This is a genomic window from Ideonella sp. (genome assembly GCF_041287625.1).
In the GTDB taxonomy this organism is placed as follows: domain Bacteria; phylum Pseudomonadota; class Gammaproteobacteria; order Burkholderiales; family Burkholderiaceae_C; genus Ideonella.
The window spans coordinates 58,237-73,380 of sequence record NZ_JBGGNH010000075.1 but is presented as its reverse complement, the minus strand read 5'-3'; the positions used below and the strand labels follow the sequence as shown (position 1 = coordinate 73,380).

The 15,144-nt window shown below is 67.8% G+C and carries 15 protein-coding genes; 5 read left to right on the top strand and 10 right to left on the bottom strand.

Annotated elements, in window-relative coordinates; genetic code table 11:
- Nucleotides 1-21: 21 nt before the first annotated feature.
- Nucleotides 22-690 (bottom strand): DUF3313 domain-containing protein, encoded by a 669-nt coding sequence (locus tag ACAH41_RS28850; protein ID WP_325655424.1) that lies wholly within the window; start codon nt 688-690, stop codon nt 22-24.
- A 204-nt stretch (nt 691-894) separates the two neighbouring features.
- On the opposite strand from ACAH41_RS28850, the gene ACAH41_RS28845 reads away from it, so the two are divergent.
- Nucleotides 895-1,512 carry a TetR/AcrR family transcriptional regulator gene (locus tag ACAH41_RS28845; RefSeq protein ID WP_325655423.1) on the top strand — a complete coding sequence of 206 codons (618 nt, stop codon included), beginning with the start codon at nt 895-897 and terminating at the stop codon, nt 1,510-1,512.
- Nucleotides 1,513-1,604: 92 nt separating this feature from the next.
- Entirely contained in the window at nt 1,605-3,530 is a 1,926-nt protein-coding gene (locus tag ACAH41_RS28840) for a B12-binding domain-containing radical SAM protein (RefSeq protein ID WP_325655422.1), read from the top strand.
- Between the two features lie 117 nt (nt 3,531-3,647).
- On the opposite strand, the gene ACAH41_RS28835 is transcribed toward ACAH41_RS28840, so the two are convergent.
- Nucleotides 3,648-4,331 carry an expansin EXLX1 family cellulose-binding protein gene (locus tag ACAH41_RS28835; protein ID WP_170200807.1) on the bottom strand — a complete coding sequence of 228 codons (684 nt, stop codon included), beginning with the start codon at nt 4,329-4,331 and terminating at the stop codon, nt 3,648-3,650.
- Nucleotides 4,332-4,538: 207 nt separating this feature from the next.
- Here ACAH41_RS28835 and ACAH41_RS28830 point away from each other — a divergent pair, with 207 nt between their 5' ends.
- On the top strand, nt 4,539-5,156 hold the full coding sequence (locus ACAH41_RS28830; protein WP_325655421.1) for a flavin reductase family protein: 618 nt from the start codon (nt 4,539-4,541) through the stop codon (nt 5,154-5,156).
- Between the two features lie 25 nt (nt 5,157-5,181).
- Here ACAH41_RS28830 and ACAH41_RS28825 read toward each other — a convergent pair whose 3' ends face one another.
- Nucleotides 5,182-5,856, bottom strand: a complete 675-nt coding sequence (locus ACAH41_RS28825) for a hypothetical protein (RefSeq protein ID WP_325655420.1) — start codon at nt 5,854-5,856, stop codon at nt 5,182-5,184.
- A gap of 376 nt (nt 5,857-6,232) precedes the next feature.
- Between ACAH41_RS28825 and gshA the strand changes: the two genes are divergently transcribed.
- Nucleotides 6,233-7,759 (top strand): glutamate--cysteine ligase, encoded by a 1,527-nt coding sequence (gene gshA, locus ACAH41_RS28820; RefSeq protein WP_325655419.1) that lies wholly within the window; start codon nt 6,233-6,235, stop codon nt 7,757-7,759.
- Between the two features lie 33 nt (nt 7,760-7,792).
- Here the strand turns inward: gshA and ACAH41_RS28815 are convergent, their stop codons facing one another.
- The 7 genes from ACAH41_RS28815 to yghU all read right to left on the bottom strand — a co-directional run bounded on the left by ACAH41_RS28815 (nt 7,793) and on the right by yghU (nt 12,771).
- Nucleotides 7,793-8,242 (bottom strand): Hsp20/alpha crystallin family protein, encoded by a 450-nt coding sequence (locus tag ACAH41_RS28815; protein WP_325655418.1) that lies wholly within the window; start codon nt 8,240-8,242, stop codon nt 7,793-7,795.
- A 41-nt stretch (nt 8,243-8,283) separates the two neighbouring features.
- Nucleotides 8,284-8,724, bottom strand: a complete 441-nt coding sequence (locus ACAH41_RS28810; RefSeq protein WP_325655417.1) for an Hsp20/alpha crystallin family protein — start codon at nt 8,722-8,724, stop codon at nt 8,284-8,286.
- A 131-nt stretch (nt 8,725-8,855) separates the two neighbouring features.
- Nucleotides 8,856-9,944 (bottom strand): trypsin-like peptidase domain-containing protein, encoded by a 1,089-nt coding sequence (locus tag ACAH41_RS28805; protein WP_325655416.1) that lies wholly within the window; start codon nt 9,942-9,944, stop codon nt 8,856-8,858.
- Nucleotides 9,945-9,997: 53 nt separating this feature from the next.
- Entirely contained in the window at nt 9,998-10,306 is a 309-nt protein-coding gene (locus ACAH41_RS28800; RefSeq protein WP_325655415.1) for a hypothetical protein, read from the bottom strand.
- Complete coding sequence (locus ACAH41_RS28795; protein WP_325655414.1) at nt 10,306-11,181, bottom strand: plasmid replication/partition related protein; 876 nt, start codon at nt 11,179-11,181, stop codon at nt 10,306-10,308. Before ACAH41_RS28795 ends, ACAH41_RS28800 begins: the two co-directional genes overlap by 1 nt.
- Before the next feature lie 82 nt (nt 11,182-11,263).
- A complete protein-coding gene (locus ACAH41_RS28790; protein WP_325655536.1) occupies nt 11,264-11,899 on the bottom strand; it encodes a glutathione S-transferase N-terminal domain-containing protein in 636 nt (211 codons plus the stop codon).
- A 2-nt stretch (nt 11,900-11,901) separates the two neighbouring features.
- Complete coding sequence (gene yghU, locus ACAH41_RS28785) at nt 11,902-12,771, bottom strand: glutathione-dependent disulfide-bond oxidoreductase (protein ID WP_325655413.1); 870 nt, start codon at nt 12,769-12,771, stop codon at nt 11,902-11,904.
- 193 nt (nt 12,772-12,964) lie between these two features.
- Between yghU and ACAH41_RS28780 the strand changes: the two genes are divergently transcribed.
- The gene (locus tag ACAH41_RS28780; protein ID WP_325655412.1) at nt 12,965-15,142 is read left to right on the top strand and encodes a winged helix-turn-helix domain-containing protein; all 2,178 of its coding nucleotides are present in this window, start codon (nt 12,965-12,967) and stop codon (nt 15,140-15,142) included.
- The last annotated feature ends 2 nt before the right edge of the window (nt 15,143-15,144 follow it).

Sequence of the window (15,144 nt, the reverse complement as noted above, 5' to 3'; positions counted from 1 at the left end):
GACGGGAAAGAGGTGCAGGAATCAGTTGTCCTGGAGGTAGCTCACCAGTTCGTCGGCACCACTGCGGATGCCGGCCTTCGCGGCGTTCAAAGCGCCGATGCCCGCCTTGAGGTCCCAGGCGCCGGGGTATTGCTTGGAGACGTAGGCCGCCAGCAGCACCTGGGTGTCGGCGTCGAAGACCTCGACGGCATAGGTCACCGAGCCGGTGAACGCCCCTTCCTTGCCACGCGCGGCCTGCACCGCGTTGTAGGGGCCGCCCACCAGGTCGAAGCGCGACAGCGTGCTCAGCACCGCAGTGCTGCTCTTGGCGCCGGTGAGCGTCACCTGGATGCGCAAGGCCTTGCCAGCCGCACCCGACGCATGGCGGGCGTAGCCATCGAGCCTGTCGGAGAACTGGCGCTGCATGTAGGCCGCCAGTTCGCGCTTGTCGGATTCGGCGATGTCCTCGAACTGGTTGTCGGCGCCGCGGTAGATGAGCACCGGATCCAGGCTGACGCTGCCGTAGCGCCTGAGCGCCACCCCGGACCGATAGGCCAGCGGGATGCGCCCGGTCTCGTCCAGCGTGTTCTGGTGCAGACGGTCGGACGAGGTGATGCCGGCATAGGGCACCGGCTGGGTGCCGGCACAGGCTGTCAGGCCGACGCACAGCGCCAGCGCAGCGCCGGAAAACCAAGGCTTGGAAGGTGACATGGCGGTTCCTGGGTGAGGTCGCGTTGAAGAAGCGGTCAGCGGCGACGAGGCCACGAAGCCGCCGAGCCGGCCCGTTTGGCTGCCTGCATGTGCAGCCCGGCCAACATCGGTGAAATCAAAACCGATCCGTACAGTTCATTATTTGTTTGCTTTTCTGGCGCGTCAAGAAAAAAGTACCATCCGGTTCACTTTTGAGGAGCAAGGATGAAGGTACGCACGGAGGCGCGCCGCAGCGCCATCGTTCTGGCAGCGGCGGAACTGTTCCAGGAGATGGGCTACGAGCGGGCTTCGATGAATGAACTGGCCCGGCGTTTCGGCGGCTCGAAGGCCACGCTCTATGGCTACTTCCCGTCCAAGGAAGCGCTGTTCGTGGCCGTGGTCGAGACGCTGGCGACGGCCAACCTGGCAGACGCGGTGGATGACCTGTCACAGGCCAATGAAAAGCCCGTTCCGCTGCGCGTGCAGCTCACCCGCTTTGGCGAACGCATGCTGCACGTGCTGGTCAACGACGAGAAAGCCATCGCGGTCTACCGCATGGTCGTCGCGGAGTCGGGCCACTCCGTGGTGGGTCAGTTGTTCTACGAATCCGGGCCTGCGCAGAGCATCGAGGCCATTGCCAAGCTGATCTCGGCGGCCATGGCACGCGAGGAACTGCGCCGGACCGATCCGAAGGTCATGGCCCAGCAGTTTTTTGCGCTGCTGACGGCCGAAATCAACAATCGGGTGTTCCAGAACCCGCCACCCCCGGTGTCCGAGACCGAGGTGCGCGCCAAGGTCAAGCTGGCGGTGGAGATGTTCCTGCTCGGGGCAGTTCCCCGCTGACACGCGGGTCGGGAGGCGGCTGGCACAATTCGGGCGAACCGCAACTGCGGCATGGTGGCCTGGGCCACCCTCTTGTTGCCCCGTGCCCGCCCATGTCCGCCGCTCCCGAGTTCAAGGTGTTGAGCCTCATCCCCCCGATGACGCAGCTCAACACGCCCTACCCGTCCACCGCCTACCTGACCGGCTTCCTGCGCTCGCGCGAGATTGCTGCGGTGCAGGAAGACTTTGCGCTGGCGCTGGTGCTGCGGCTGTTTTCGCCGAGCGGGCTGGACCAGGTGCTGGCCGCCTGCCTGGCGCTGCCCGAGGCGCGGCGCACCGGCCAGGTCAGGCACTTCATCACCGAGTTCCGCCGCTACCGGGCCTGCATCACCTCGCTGATCCGCTTCCTGCAAGGCACCGATGCCACGCTGGCGCACCGCATCGTCACCCGCTTCTGGCTGCCCGAAGGCGCGCGCTTCGCGAGCCTGGAACACTACGTCGATGACGGCAGCGGCGACCCGCTGCACTGGGCCTTTGGCGCGCTGGGGCTGCAGGACCGCGCGCGCCACTTGGCCACGCTGTGCCTAAACGACCTGGCCGACGTGCTGCGCGACGCGGTGGACCCGCGCTTCGAGTTCGTTCGTTATGCCGAGCAGCTGGCCACCAGCCAGCCGCATTTCGACCCGCTGGCCGACGCGCTGGCGCAAGCACCCAACCTGCTGGACGACACGCTGGCCGCGCTCACGCGTGAAGCGCTCGCGCGCCACCAGCCGCAGCTGGTGCTGCTCTCGGTGCCCTTCCCCGGCGCGGTGTACGCCGCGCTGCGGATTGCGCAGACCATCAAGCGCGAGTTCCCTGGCGTGGCCATTGCGCTGGGCGGTGGCTTTGTCAACACCGAGCTGCGCGAACTGGGCGAGCCGCGGCTGTTCGACTTTGTCGACTTCGTGACGCTGGACGCCGGCGAGCGCCCGCTGCTGGCATTGATCGAGCATGTCAAAGGCCAGCGCTCGCGCCAGCGCCTGGTGCGCACCTTCGTGCGCGACGCCGAATCGGGCGAGGTGCGCTACCAGAACATGATGGAGGCCGACGTGGCCTTCACCGAGGTTGGCACGCCCACCTGGGACGGGCTGCCGCTGGGCCAGTACCTGTCGCTGCTGGACATGCTCAATCCGATGAACCGGCTGTGGAGCGACGGCCGCTGGAACAAGCTGACGGTCGCCCACGGCTGCTACTGGAAGAAGTGCAGCTTCTGCGACGTGAGCCTGGACTACATCTCGCGCTATGAAGGCGCCTCGGCCGAAGTACTGGCCGACCGCATTCAGCAGATCGTCACCGAGACCGGCCAGACCGGCTTCCACTTCGTTGACGAAGCCGCACCGCCCAAGGCCTTGAAGACACTGGCGCAGGCGCTGATCCAGCGCGAGCTGGGCATCTCGTGGTGGGGCAACATCCGCTTCGAGAAGACCTTCACGCCGGACCTTTGCCAGCTGCTGGCCGACAGCGGCTGCGTGGCGATTTCCGGCGGCCTGGAGGTGGCGTCGGACCGGCTGCTGCAGCTGATGAAAAAAGGCGTGTCGGTCGAGCAGGTTGCGCGCGTCACGAAGGGCTTTGCCGATGCCGGCATCCTGGTGCACGCCTACCTGATGTACGGCTTCCCGACGCAGACGCTGCAGGACACCGTGGACGCGCTGGAATACGTGCGCCAGCTGTTCGAGAACGGCTGCATCCACAGCGGCTTTTTCCACCGCTTCGCCTGCACCGTGCACTCACCCGTCGGCCAACAACCGGCGGACTACGGCATCACGCTGCTGCCGCTGCCGGACGGCAAGTTCGCGAAGAACGACGTGGGCTTCCTGGACCCGACAGGCACCGACCACGACGCCCTCGGCCGCGGCCTGAAAAAGGCCATCTACAACTACATGCACGGCAACATGCTCGAAGAAGACGTTCGCGCCTGGTTCGACGAGGTCAAGGGCAAGGTGCCGCGGCCGACCGTGGGCCGGCAGCGCATTGCCAAGGCACTCGCCGAGCGGGCCTGAGAGCGCCCCCAGACCCGCCGCTTCGCGTCAGGCCCCCCGAGGAGGATGAGAAAACCTGGGGCGACCCTTCGTTTTCTCATGAGGCCGACACGGGAAGCGAAACGCCCTGGATGATCATCAAGGCGCGTAGACCGGGAACTGCTTGCCGGTCTCGATCTCCACGCCGGTCTGCAGCGGCACGTTCGGCACCACCACCACCTGCTTGTTCACGTCCGTCAGCCGGAAGTCGTACGGGCCTGGGCCCATGCCGTCCTGCTTGACGAAATAGTTGTAGTCGGTTCGCGCCACCGTGGTCCACGCGCCACCTTGCGCGCTGAGGCGGTACTGCAGCTTGTTGATGCGGTAGCGATGGTGCCGCACCTGCACTGCCGTGTAGTACTGGCTGGAACCGTCGGCAATGAAAAGCTGCATGCTGGGCTGGTCGTACGGCACGTATTTCCAGCTGATGTTGATGATGCCCTGCGCCGGATCGGCGATCTGCTTGAAGGCTTCGGCAGAGAGGTCCAGATTGCCCGCGGGACATCCGGGGCACTGGTCGTCGATCCGCACCTTCACCGTCTGCCCGGTGTCGCTGTTCTTCACCAGCACGTAGCCGCCACAGGCCTTGGAGCCCTGGTAATCGGTCCCGTTGATGGCAGCGGTGTACACGTCGCCTGGCACCGGCAGCATGCAGTTGCCCCCGCCGCTGTAGCCGTAAAAGGTGGCCTGCCCGGTCTTCGCCGCGCAGGCGGGTGCGGTCGCCAGGCCCAGCAGGGCAAAGCCAGTCAGCAGACTGGCGCGAAACAGCGTCTTGGTGTTCATGTGATCCCTCCGGGCCATGGCCGGCACATGCGCGGCCCGGCGCGATGATCCGGGCGCAGACTCCGCGGCGTCAATCATCGCCACCCCAGCCTGCAGCCCGGCATTTCAGGCGCTGCCCCGTGCGCCGAAGCCGAGCGCTTACATTCATTCAATTCCTTACACCCTCCGTGTCGCAGAGCACACACTGCCCACCTGGATGCGCACCTCATGCACGACCTCCATTTCTACGAGACCGCCAAAGGCCACGGCCTGCCGCACGACCCGTTCAACGCCATCGTCGGCCCGCGGCCGATCGGCTGGATCTCCTCGATTTCCGCGGCCGGTGTGTTGAACCTGGCGCCCTACAGTTTCTTCAACGGCTTCAACTACACGCCGCCCATCGTCGGCTTTGCCAGCGTGGGCGAGAAGGACAGCCTGCGCAACATCCGCGCAACCGGCGAGTTCTGCTGGAACCTGGCGACCGAGCCGCTGGCCGGGGCGATGAACGCGTCTTCAGCCATGGTCGCGCCGGAGGTCGACGAGTTCGGGCTGGCGGGTTTGACACCGCTGGCCTCGCGCCTGGTGAAGCCGCCGCGGGTGGCCGAGAGCCCGGTCAGCTTCGAGTGCAAGCTGACGCAAATCGTCCAGCTGCAGAGCGCCGCGGGCGAACTGGTGCCGACCTGGCTGATCCTGGGCGAGGTGGTGGGCGTGCACATTGCAAAGCGCCTGCTGGTGAATGGCGTGTACGACACGGCGGCCGGCCAGCCCATCCTGCGTGGCGGCGGCCCGGCGGACTATTTCCGCATAGCGCCGGAGCAGAAGTTCAAGCTGCGGCGGCCGGGCTGACTGACCGATTGACGGCAGCGGGCGCTCAGCCGCGCTGCATCACCAGCTTGACCTTGCGGCCGGTCAGCCATTGCCAGGCCTTGCGGGCCACGCGACGCCAGGCCGGCGTCTGCAGGTCCCAGAGCGGGGCCCAGGCGTGAGTGTTGGAGACTTCGATGCCGGGCATCACGCCGTTCCATTCGCGCGGCTGCACCACGTGCCAGTCGCGGCCCAGGCGCACCGCGCCTTCGCGGTCCAGCAGCACCACCATCGAGCCCTTGATGGCCGGGGTGATCAGGCGGTTGAAGCCTTCGCTGCGCATCATGCTGGCCACTTGCGCATCGCTCAGGCCGTCGAACATGCAGGCCAGCATGCGGGCCAGCTCGGAGGTGTCGCTGCGGCGGGTGTCGGTGGGAGCCAGGTGTTCGATGCTGCCGTTGTGCATCAACATGAGGCCTTCGCGCACCTGGTAGGGGTGGGCCATCTCATGGTTGACGTGGCCGTAGGTGGCCTTGCGCAGATGCAGGTAGACCTCGCAGTCCAGCGGCAGGCCCTGGTTCAGCGCCAGCAACTCGTTGAGCTGCATGCCCTTGGTGGTGGCGAGGTGGCCGCTGCCGTCGAGGTAGAAGAAGCCCCAGCCGTCGTGGTTGCCACGCCAGGCGTTTTCAAGGAAGTCGGCGGTAATCTGCCGGCCCCGGGGCTTTTTGATGATCAGGCACATGGCGGTTCAGGCGGAAGCTCGGTCCAATGCTGACATTGAAGCAGGGCAAGCGAGCGTGCACACACCGAAAAAGCTAGCAAGTTCGGGGCCGACAATTGCTTTTGGGCAACAGTCTGCTGGCCGACCCCCCGTGCTGCGAAAAACCTCCTCGGGGCACCGAGGCAAATCGCTTTCCACATTTCGAGCAGCCTTGGCACGGCTGCTCGCGGCAACCCCAGCCTGGCGAGGCCTAATCGGGTTGCCATGCGGTGGCCTTGAAATTGGCGTCCAATGACGCACTTTCCGGGCAAGCTGCCATCCCAGTGCAACGCGACAGCAGCCGACTGGATGACCGCCAAGTCGGCTTTGAACTAGAAAATCTGCCGAGGAGGCATCGGTGAGCTTTGAATCCCTGCAACTGAAACTGCAAGCGCTGAGCGCGGCCCGCCTGGCCGGCATGCGCCGCGGCATTGAAAAAGAGAGCCTGCGCACCCAGGCCGATGGCCAGCTCGCCGCCACGCCGCACCCTGCCGCTTTGGGCGCGGCGCTCACGCACCCGCACATCACGACCGACTTCAGCGAGTCGCAGGTCGAATTGGTGACCGGTGCCAACACCACCGTGGGCCAGACGCTGGACGAGCTCGCCACGCTGCACCAGCTGAGCTACCGCGCCATTGGCGACGAGCGCCTGTGGGTGGCCAGCATGCCCGGCCGGCTACCGCCGGACGCGCAGATTCCCATCGGCCAGTACGGCCGCTCGAACGTCGGCCAGGCCAAGACCGTCTACCGCCACGGCCTGAGCCACCGCTACGGCCGCCGCATGCAGACGATCTCCGGCATCCACTACAACTGGTCGCTGCCAGGGCTGTCGAACGACGAATACTTCGGCCTGATCCGCAATTTCCGCCGCCATTCCTTCCTGCTGCTGTGGCTGTTCGGCGCCTCGCCCGCCACCAGCACCGACTTCGGCGCCGGCCTGCAGCATGGCCTGGACGCGATGGGCACCGACACGCTGTACCTGCCCTACGCCACCTCGCTGCGCATGGGCCGCCTGGGCTACCAGAGCGATGCCCAGGCCAGCCTGCGCGTCAGCTACAACCACCTGGCCGGCTACGGCGCCTCGCTGCAGGACGCGCTGACCCAGCCCTACCCGGCCTACGAAGCGTTGGGCGTCAAGGGTGCCGACGGCCGCTACCAGCAGCTCTCGACCTCGCTGCTGCAGATCGAAAACGAGTTCTACGGCACGATTCGTCCGAAGCGCACGATCCAGAGCGGCGAACGCCCGCTGCATGCGCTGCGCCAGCGCGGCGTGGAATACGTCGAAGTGCGCTGCATGGACCTGGACCCCTTCGAGCCGGCCGGCATTGGCGCGCAGACCTCGCATTTCCTCGACGCCTTCCTGCTGCACTGCCTGCTCAGCGACAGCCCGCAGGACACGCCCGAGGAAGTCGCTGCGCTGGCCCGCAACCAGCACCGCACGGCGGCCCGCGGCCGTGAACCTGGGCTGCTGCTGGAACGCGGCGAACAGACGCTGACGCTGACCGACTGGGCCGCCGAGCTGCTCACTCAGATGGGCCCGATCGCCGATCTGCTGGACCAGCGACTGGCCGGCGACGGCAGGCCGCACCAGGCCGCGCTGGCCGCCGCCCGGCAGATGCTGGCCAACCCGGCGCTGACGCCTTCGGCCCGCGTGCTGGCGGCCATCCAGGCGCGGCCGGACGCCTCGTTCGTCGGCTGGGTGCGCGAGCGCTCGGACGCCGTTCGCACCCATTTCCTGGCCCAGCCGCTGCCCGCCACTGCGGCCGAACGCTGGGCCGCGATGGCCCGCGAGTCGCTGGCCGAGCAGGCCCGCATCGAAGCCGCCGAAACCCAGAATTTCGACGACTTCCTGAAGGACTACCTGTCGCCCAGCCAGCTCGGCTGAGCGGGGCTGGGCGACCCTGCGGGCTTTTGCCGGTCAGCCGGCTTGCACCTGGATGCGCCGGGGCTGCGCATGCTCGGCCTTGGGAATGCGCAGGCGCAGCACGCCGTTGGACAGGTCGGCGGCAATCTTGCCGGTGTCCAGCTCCTTGCTGAGCGTGAACACCCGGTGATAGCGGCCCAGACTGACCTCGCTGTGACTGGACCGCAGGCCTTCCGGCACCGTCAGGCCGGATTCGGCCTCGATGGTCAGCGTGTCGGCCGTGACCTGCAGGTTCAGCTTGTCACGCGACACGCCGGGCAAGTCCGCATACAGCGTGATGCCCTGCGAGTCCTCGATGACATCCACCGGCGGGGTCAGCGCGGCGTCGCTGTAGTTCGGCTTGCCTTGAGACTGGTCCTGCGGCCTGTCCACCGCCTGGTTGCCGGGGCGGGTTGCAAGCGACGAGCTGTTGGGCGTTTTGGACGAAAGATTGAAGCTGTTCATGATGGTCAATCTCCTGGATGCTGAAGTTCAGGAAAGACGGCTCACTGCACCGTGATGCGGCGCGGCTGCGAGGCCGCACGGCGCTGCACCGTGATGTGCAGCACGCCGTCCTTGCAACGCGCCTGCACGGCTTCCGGATCGGCATCTTCCGGCAGGGTCAACACGCGCCGGAAGGTGCCGGCAAAGCGCTCGTTGATGTGGACCGCGGACTTGCTGTCACCGGCCTCGGCCAGTGAGTTCTTGCGCTCGCCGGCAATCGTCAGCAGCCCGCGCTCGAGCTGCACCTCCAGCGTGGCCGGGTCCAGGCCCGGGGCGAATGCATAGATCTCGACGGTCTGCGGCGTGCCGCCGACGTTCAAGGCCGGGAAACTCTGGCGGCCGAAGCCGCGGATGCTGGGAGACAGGTCGAAGGCCTGCTGCATGTCGCGTTGCAGGCGATCCAGCTCGGCGAACATGTCGCGGGGAAACAGGGATCGGTACATGGCGAAACCTCCATTCGTTCTTGCGTCAAACAAGGGTGGAACGAAGCGCCGAAGACTGGCCCCCAGCGCTTCCGGCTCCAAAACTAGGAGCGCCGCGCCAGGTTTTCAAGAGACTTTTTTCGAGATTTTTTTCAGTCGTCGGATTCGGCCAGCGTGACCGTCAACTTGCGGGTCGCGCCGCTGCGCCAGACGCTCAGCGTGCAGCTGTCGCCGGGCTGCAGGCGCTCCAGCGCGGTCAGCATGTCGTCCTGCGTCTCGACCGGCTCGCCATCGACCGCGGTGATCACGTCGCCGGCCAGGATGCCGCCGTCGCCCCGGCTGAAGGCCTTGAGCCCGGCCTTGGCAGCCGGGCCGTTGCGCTGCACCCGCACCAGCGCCACGCCCTTGGGCAGGCCCAGCGCACGGTTGATCTCCGGCCCGCCGCCGGTCACGCCCAGCGAAGGCCGCACCATGCGGCCGTCGCGGATCAGCCGCGGCACGATGCGGTTGACCTCGTCCACCGGGATGGCAAAGCCGATGCCGGCGCTGCCGCCGGACGGGCTGTAGATCGCCGTGTTGACGCCGATCAGCCGGCCGGCGGAATCCAGCAGCGGGCCGCCGGAGTTGCCGGGGTTGATGGCCGCATCGGTCTGGATCGCGCCCTTGATCGTGCGATGCGTGACCGACTCGATCTCGCGGTTCAGTGCGCTGACGATGCCGGTGGTCAGCGTCTGGTCCAGGCCGAATGGATTGCCGATGGCATAGACCTTCTGGCCAACCTGCAGGTCGCGGCTGGTGCCCACGGTCACCGGCTTGAACTTGGCCACCGGCGCAGGAATCTTCAGCACCGCGATGTCCCGGTCCGGGAAGGCGCCGACCAGCTCGGCCTTGTAGCTGGACTGGTCCGCCAGCGTCACCCGCGCGCCGCTCGCGCCCTGGATCACGTGGAAATTGGTGACGACGTGGCCTTGCGTGTCCCACACGAAGCCGGTACCGGTGCCTTGCGGCACCTGCTGCACGTTGAGCGAGAAGAAGTCCCGCTCCAGGCCCAGCGCCGTGATGTTGACCACCGAAGGCGACACGGCCTTGAAGACCGCGATGTTGTTCAGCTCGTCGGCGCCCAGCGCGCCGCGCGAGGTGACGGGCCGCGGCGGTGCGTCAGGCTTGGCTTGGGCAATGCCGGTGGCAAGCGGCAGCACGGACAGGAGACACACGAGGCACGCGAAGCGAATCGGGCGCATGGCAGACGGCAGGAGTGGAACTGGCCCGAGATGATAGGCAAGACCGCGTGCCCTCAACCCTCCGGCGGCCCACCGAACACTGCCAGGAAGGCCTCGGCGAAACGCGCCGAGACCGCCAGCGTCAGCGTCACCGCATGCCACTGGCCTTCCACGCTGACCTGCAGATCCTCGTCCCAGTCGCCACCATCGTCGGCCGGGCCGTGGCTGTGCGGGAAGTGCTGCCAGGCCCAGTCCAGCACCTGCTGCACCTCGGCCAGCACCGCAGCGTGCTGCACGGCGGAGGTCGACGCCAGCGCCTCCAGCGTGCTCACGCCTTCATCGTTGTCGCTGAGGTCGAAGCCCAGGTAGCGCAGCGACGGCATCAGAACGGCGACGAGGTGTCGCCGCCTTGGGCCGCGTACTGCAGCTGCGAGTGCAGCTCGGCCACCTGCTGGCGCAGCGCGGCGTTTTCCGCGGTCAGCGCGGCCACGCGCTGGCGCAGCGAGTCGACGTTGTTGTCGGTGTCGTCCGCGGGAAGCGTGGGCGCAGCAGGTGCCGCGGGGATCACCGCGACTTCGACCGGCATCTTGCGCTTGGCGTCGCGCACGCGCTTGGCAGCCTGCTTCAGCTCGTCCTTGCCAGCGGCGGCAGCGGCCACCTGCTCCTCGGCCGGCAGGCTGGCAACCGCCGCCGCAGCGCTGAGGGACAGCGTGCCCGCGCGCACCGCGGCCACCAACTCGGGAGCGGCCTGCTTCTGGATCTTTTCGATCATCACGACCTGGCTGCTGCTCAGGCGCGCGGCCTTGGCCAGTGCCTCGCGGGTTTCCAGCGTGTCGGCGGGCTTGGGCGTGGGCAGGCTCTCTGGCGGCACGAAACGCTCGTCGCCCACGGGCGCCCTGAACTCCGCGGCCGGTTCGGCCTGCTTGCGCAGCCGCCGGTTCGCGACGATCTCGCGCTTGCGCAGCGCCAGCACGCCACGCTGGAAGTCCGACACGCTGCGCCGGCCCAGGTGCTGGTCGATCATCCACAGGTGCACGTCTTCCAGGCTCTGGAAACGCGTGTTCTGCACCGTCTGGAACGGCACGCCGTGCTGTTGGCAGATGCCGTAGCGGTTGTGCCCGTCCACCAGCACATTGCCCCACAGCACCAGCGCGTCCCGGCAGCCTTCGGCCAGGATGCTGCGTTCCAGCGCCTCATGTTCTTCCGCGGTCAACGGGTCGATGTAAGCCTTGAGTTCTTCGTTGACGACGATGTCCATGTGCGCGATGTAAGGGAAAACGGGGAAAAGGGGCGCGATTGTAGGGAGCCGACCGAGAAGCCCCGCTGGGATGGAGAGCAGGTTACAAGGACATCGATGGCCGCAGCGCCATCGCCGCCCGCCAGCGCAGCAGGTTCGGATGCTGCTCGCCGGGCTTCTGTTTCACGACCCGCGCGAAGTCCACCGCGACCACCGCGGTGATGTCGGCCAGGCTGAAGCGCTCGGTCGCGATGAACTCGCGCCCGGCCAGGCGCTGGTCCAGGTCCACAAAAAACTGCTGCACCCGGGCCAGGCCGCGCGCGGCGAGTTCGGGAATCTGCGCGTGGTCCACCGGGCCCGGCAGCGCGCGGTTGACCATGGCCGGCGAGCTGTTGCGCAAGGCATCGGCAATTGCCATCAGCCCCTCGAACTCGATGCGCCACTGCCAGCTGGCGATCTCGGCCTTCTCCAGCGGTGTGCTGCCCAGCAACGGCGGCTGCGGAAAGGCGGCTTCGACCCAGGCGGCAATCGCTGCGTTGTCGGTCAGCAGCGGCCCGCCGTCACCGGTGCGCAGCGCCGGCACAGTGCATTGCGGGTTGATGCGGCGATAGGCCTCGCCGAGTTGCTCGTTGGCCCGCAGGTCGACCTGCACCGTTTCGTGGGCCACGCCCTTCTCGGCAAGCAGGATGCGCGCGCGGCGCGGGCTGGGGGCGGTGGCGCAGTCGTAAAGCGTGATCATGGTCATGTGCCCAGCTTGTCTTGTGTCTTGGTGTCGAAGTCACTGGCCTCGTGCCGCTCGTGCAATTGGCTGGACGGCTGGCCCCAGGTGCGGTTGACCATGCGGCCACGCTGCACGGCGGGACGCCCGGCGATCTCGTCGGTCCAGCGCAGCACATGCTTGTATTCGTGAACCTGCAGGAACTCGCCCGCTTCGTAGAGCTGTCCCTTGACCAGCGTGCCGTACCAGGGCCACACGGCCATGTCGGCAATCGTGTAGTCCTCTCCCGCCAGGTAGCGGTGCTCGGCCAGGTGCCGGTCCAGCACGTCGAGCTGGCGCTTGACTTCCATCGCGTAGCGGTCGATCGGGTATTCGAGCTTGGTCGGCGCGTAGGCATAAAAATGCCCGAAGCCACCACCGAGGAACGGCGCGCTGCCCATCTGCCAGAACAGCCATGACAGGCACTCGGCTCGCGCCGCGCCGCCGGCCGGCAGGAAGGCACCGAACTTCTCCGCCAGGTACTGCAGGATGGCGCCGGACTCGAACACGCGCACCGCCGCCGCACCGCTTCGGTCCATCAACGCCGGGATCTTGGAATTCGGGTTGACCTCGACAAAGCCGCTGCCGAACTGCGCGCCTTCGTTGATCGGGACCAGCCAGGCGTCGTACTCCGCGCCCGCATGTCCCAGCGCCAGCAGCTCCTCCAGCATCACCGTCACCTTCACGCCATTCGGCGTGGCCAGCGAATACAGCTGCAGCGGATGCCGCCCCACCGGCAGCGGCTTGTCGTGCGTCGCTCCCGCAATGGGGCGGTTGATGCTGGCAAACCTGCCGCCGTTCTCGCGCTGCCAGGTCCAGATGGCGGGTGGGGTGTAGTTGGGCGAATCGGCCATGCAGCAAGCTCCGGGAGAAGGCTTTGGGTCCGGCGCAGTGTATGCAGCCGGCCTGTTGCCCGCTGCCGCCCGGTCTTCGCCCCCACCGCAGGGCCAGCCTTTACCGCAACACGTCGAATCAGAGGCCAATGGGCAGCGCACGCTCGCTTAAAGTCGGACTTTTGGGCGGTTTGTGAAGAAGGCGGAGGGCGGGTTGCAGGACTTGGATGGGCTGACAAGAGCCGCACCCGAATCGCCGCCCAACGCGGCCTGGCGCATCGGGCATTTCGTGTTCGATCCGGCCGCGCGCACGCTGACGGCAGGCGGCAGCAGCGAGCGCATTTCCGGCAAGGCCGCTGCGGTGCTGCTGAGGCTGGCAGAGCACGCCGGCAAAGTGGTCAGCCGCGAGCAGTTGATCGCCGAAGTCTGGGCCGGCAACGCCTACACCGGCTCCAGCGGCCTGACGCACACCGTTTCGCAACTGCGACGCAGCCTGCGCAAAGCGCCGTCCGCCGAGCCGGCGCAGCCAACCGGCGAGGCCGAAGAAGACACCGGCCCGATCGAGACGATTTCCAAGTCCGGCTACCGGCTGCTGTGGCCGGCCAGCCAGGTCACTGGCGAAGAAGCGGAAGTACCGCCCTCTGCACCCGAGCGAAGGTCGAAGCTGGCTTGGCTGGCCGGTGGAGCGTCTCTGCTGCTGGTCATGGCCTTGGCGCTGGCCTGGCAGGCTCGCCACGGCGCGAACACCGTCGCGCAGCGCTCGCTGAGTGCCATCACCACGCTGGAAGGCATCGAGGAGGCGCCCGCTTATTCGCCGGACGGGCACTCGCTGGCCTACGTCTGGCGGCGCACGGGCGCGCCGCCGCGGCTGCGCATGGTCGACCTGCAACGGCCCGAGGCGCCTGCGCGCGAGCTGACCGATCCGCAGGACCGCATCTACCGGCCGGTGTGGGTGGACGACCATCACCTGGCCTACCTGCAAGGCCAGCACGGCGAAAGCTGCCGGGTCATGCTGGTGGACCTGCGCGACGACAGCCGGCGCGACCTGGCCGAGTGCCACTACCTCACCGGCGCCGCCACGCTGGCCGCTTCGCCGGACGGCCAGTGGCTGGCCTTCTCGCGCCGCTCGCCCAGCGCACCTGGCGGCCTGGCGCTGCTGCTGCACCACATGGCAGACGGCCAGGAACGCGTGCTGGCGCAGGCCGGCGAAGGGCTGGGTTACGGCGAGATGGCCTGGTCGCACGATGGCCGCCACGTCGCGGTGCTGCAGTTGAAAGACACCGTGGGCGACCTGGTGCGGCTGGACGTGCGCAGCGGCGAAGCGCTGCGGCTGACGCGCGAGACCGCGCCGGTCTGGGCACTGGCCTGGCGGCAAGGCGACCGCGACCTGGTCTTCTCGGCCGGGCTGGCGGGGGACTTCGCGCTCTGGCGCGTGGACGCCGACGGCGGCACGCCCAGCCGCTTCGCGCGCATCGACCACGTCGGCAGCCTGGCCGCGATCCCCGATGGTTCAGGCGACGTGGCCGCCAGCGTGCTGCGCTACGACGACCACATCGAGCTCTACGCGCTGGCCGACGGCGCGCTGCGCAGCAGCATCCGCTCCAGCGGCCGCGACCTGTATGCCGATGCCTGCCAGGACGCCGGGCACCCGATCTTCGTCTCGTTCCGGGCGCGGCGCATCGGCGTCTGGTACCGCGACGGCGCCAACGCCGAGGCCCGCGAACTGCCCTTGCCCGCCGGCACGCCCGAGCCGCCCGCCTGCAGCCCGGACGGCAGCCGCTACGCCACCGTGCTGAGCCCGAGCGACGGGCCGAACCAGCTGGTGATCGGCGACTTGAACGGCAGCGCAACCCCGACCGTGATCCCCGTGCAAGCCGAGGTCGCCAGCCCGAGCTGGGGCGCGGACGGCCGCACGCTGATCGTCTACAGCACCCGCGAGAACCACCCCGAACTCTGGCGCTTCGACCCCGCCACGCAAACCTTCAGCCGGCTGACCGACGACCACGCCCACTTCGGCCGCGAAGTGCAGCTGGGCCCACAGCGCTGGCTGTACTACGCCAGGGAAAACCAACGCGGCCTGTGGCGCCGCCAGCTGGACGACAACGGCCGCCCCGCCGGCCCGGGCGAGCGGGTGCTGGACGACCTGGCCCAACAGGATTGGGGCAACTGGGCCTGGCACAACGGCGAACTCTGGCGCGTCTCGCGCAGCGGCGCTGGCGACCAGCTCATCCGCCGCGACGCCACCGGCCACGACCACCCCCTGCTCACGCTGCCCAGCGCCTCCATCGGCCCGTTCCGCTCGCTGGCCATCGACAAGGCCGGCCTGGCCCTGGTGACCCGCCACGGGCCGACGCAAGGCGACCTGGTGCGCGTGCCGGCCGATGGGCCTTGAGC

Coding starts and splice junctions, on each gene's coding strand:
- ACAH41_RS28850 (WP_325655424.1), bottom strand. CDS start 690: ATGTCACCTTCCAAGCCTTGGTTTTCCGGCGCTGCGCTGGCGCTGTGC.
- ACAH41_RS28845 (WP_325655423.1), top strand. CDS start 895: ATGAAGGTACGCACGGAGGCGCGCCGCAGCGCCATCGTTCTGGCAGCG.
- ACAH41_RS28840 (WP_325655422.1), top strand. CDS start 1,605: ATGTCCGCCGCTCCCGAGTTCAAGGTGTTGAGCCTCATCCCCCCGATG.
- ACAH41_RS28835 (WP_170200807.1), bottom strand. CDS start 4,331: ATGAACACCAAGACGCTGTTTCGCGCCAGTCTGCTGACTGGCTTTGCC.
- ACAH41_RS28830 (WP_325655421.1), top strand. CDS start 4,539: ATGCACGACCTCCATTTCTACGAGACCGCCAAAGGCCACGGCCTGCCG.
- ACAH41_RS28825 (WP_325655420.1), bottom strand. CDS start 5,856: ATGTGCCTGATCATCAAAAAGCCCCGGGGCCGGCAGATTACCGCCGAC.
- ACAH41_RS28815 (WP_325655418.1), bottom strand. CDS start 8,242: ATGAACAGCTTCAATCTTTCGTCCAAAACGCCCAACAGCTCGTCGCTT.
- ACAH41_RS28810 (WP_325655417.1), bottom strand. CDS start 8,724: ATGTACCGATCCCTGTTTCCCCGCGACATGTTCGCCGAGCTGGATCGC.
- ACAH41_RS28805 (WP_325655416.1), bottom strand. CDS start 9,944: ATGCGCCCGATTCGCTTCGCGTGCCTCGTGTGTCTCCTGTCCGTGCTG.
- ACAH41_RS28800 (WP_325655415.1), bottom strand. CDS start 10,306: ATGCCGTCGCTGCGCTACCTGGGCTTCGACCTCAGCGACAACGATGAA.
- ACAH41_RS28795 (WP_325655414.1), bottom strand. CDS start 11,181: ATGGACATCGTCGTCAACGAAGAACTCAAGGCTTACATCGACCCGTTG.
- ACAH41_RS28790 (WP_325655536.1), bottom strand. CDS start 11,899: ATGATCACGCTTTACGACTGCGCCACCGCCCCCAGCCCGCGCCGCGCG.
- yghU (WP_325655413.1), bottom strand. CDS start 12,771: ATGGCCGATTCGCCCAACTACACCCCACCCGCCATCTGGACCTGGCAG.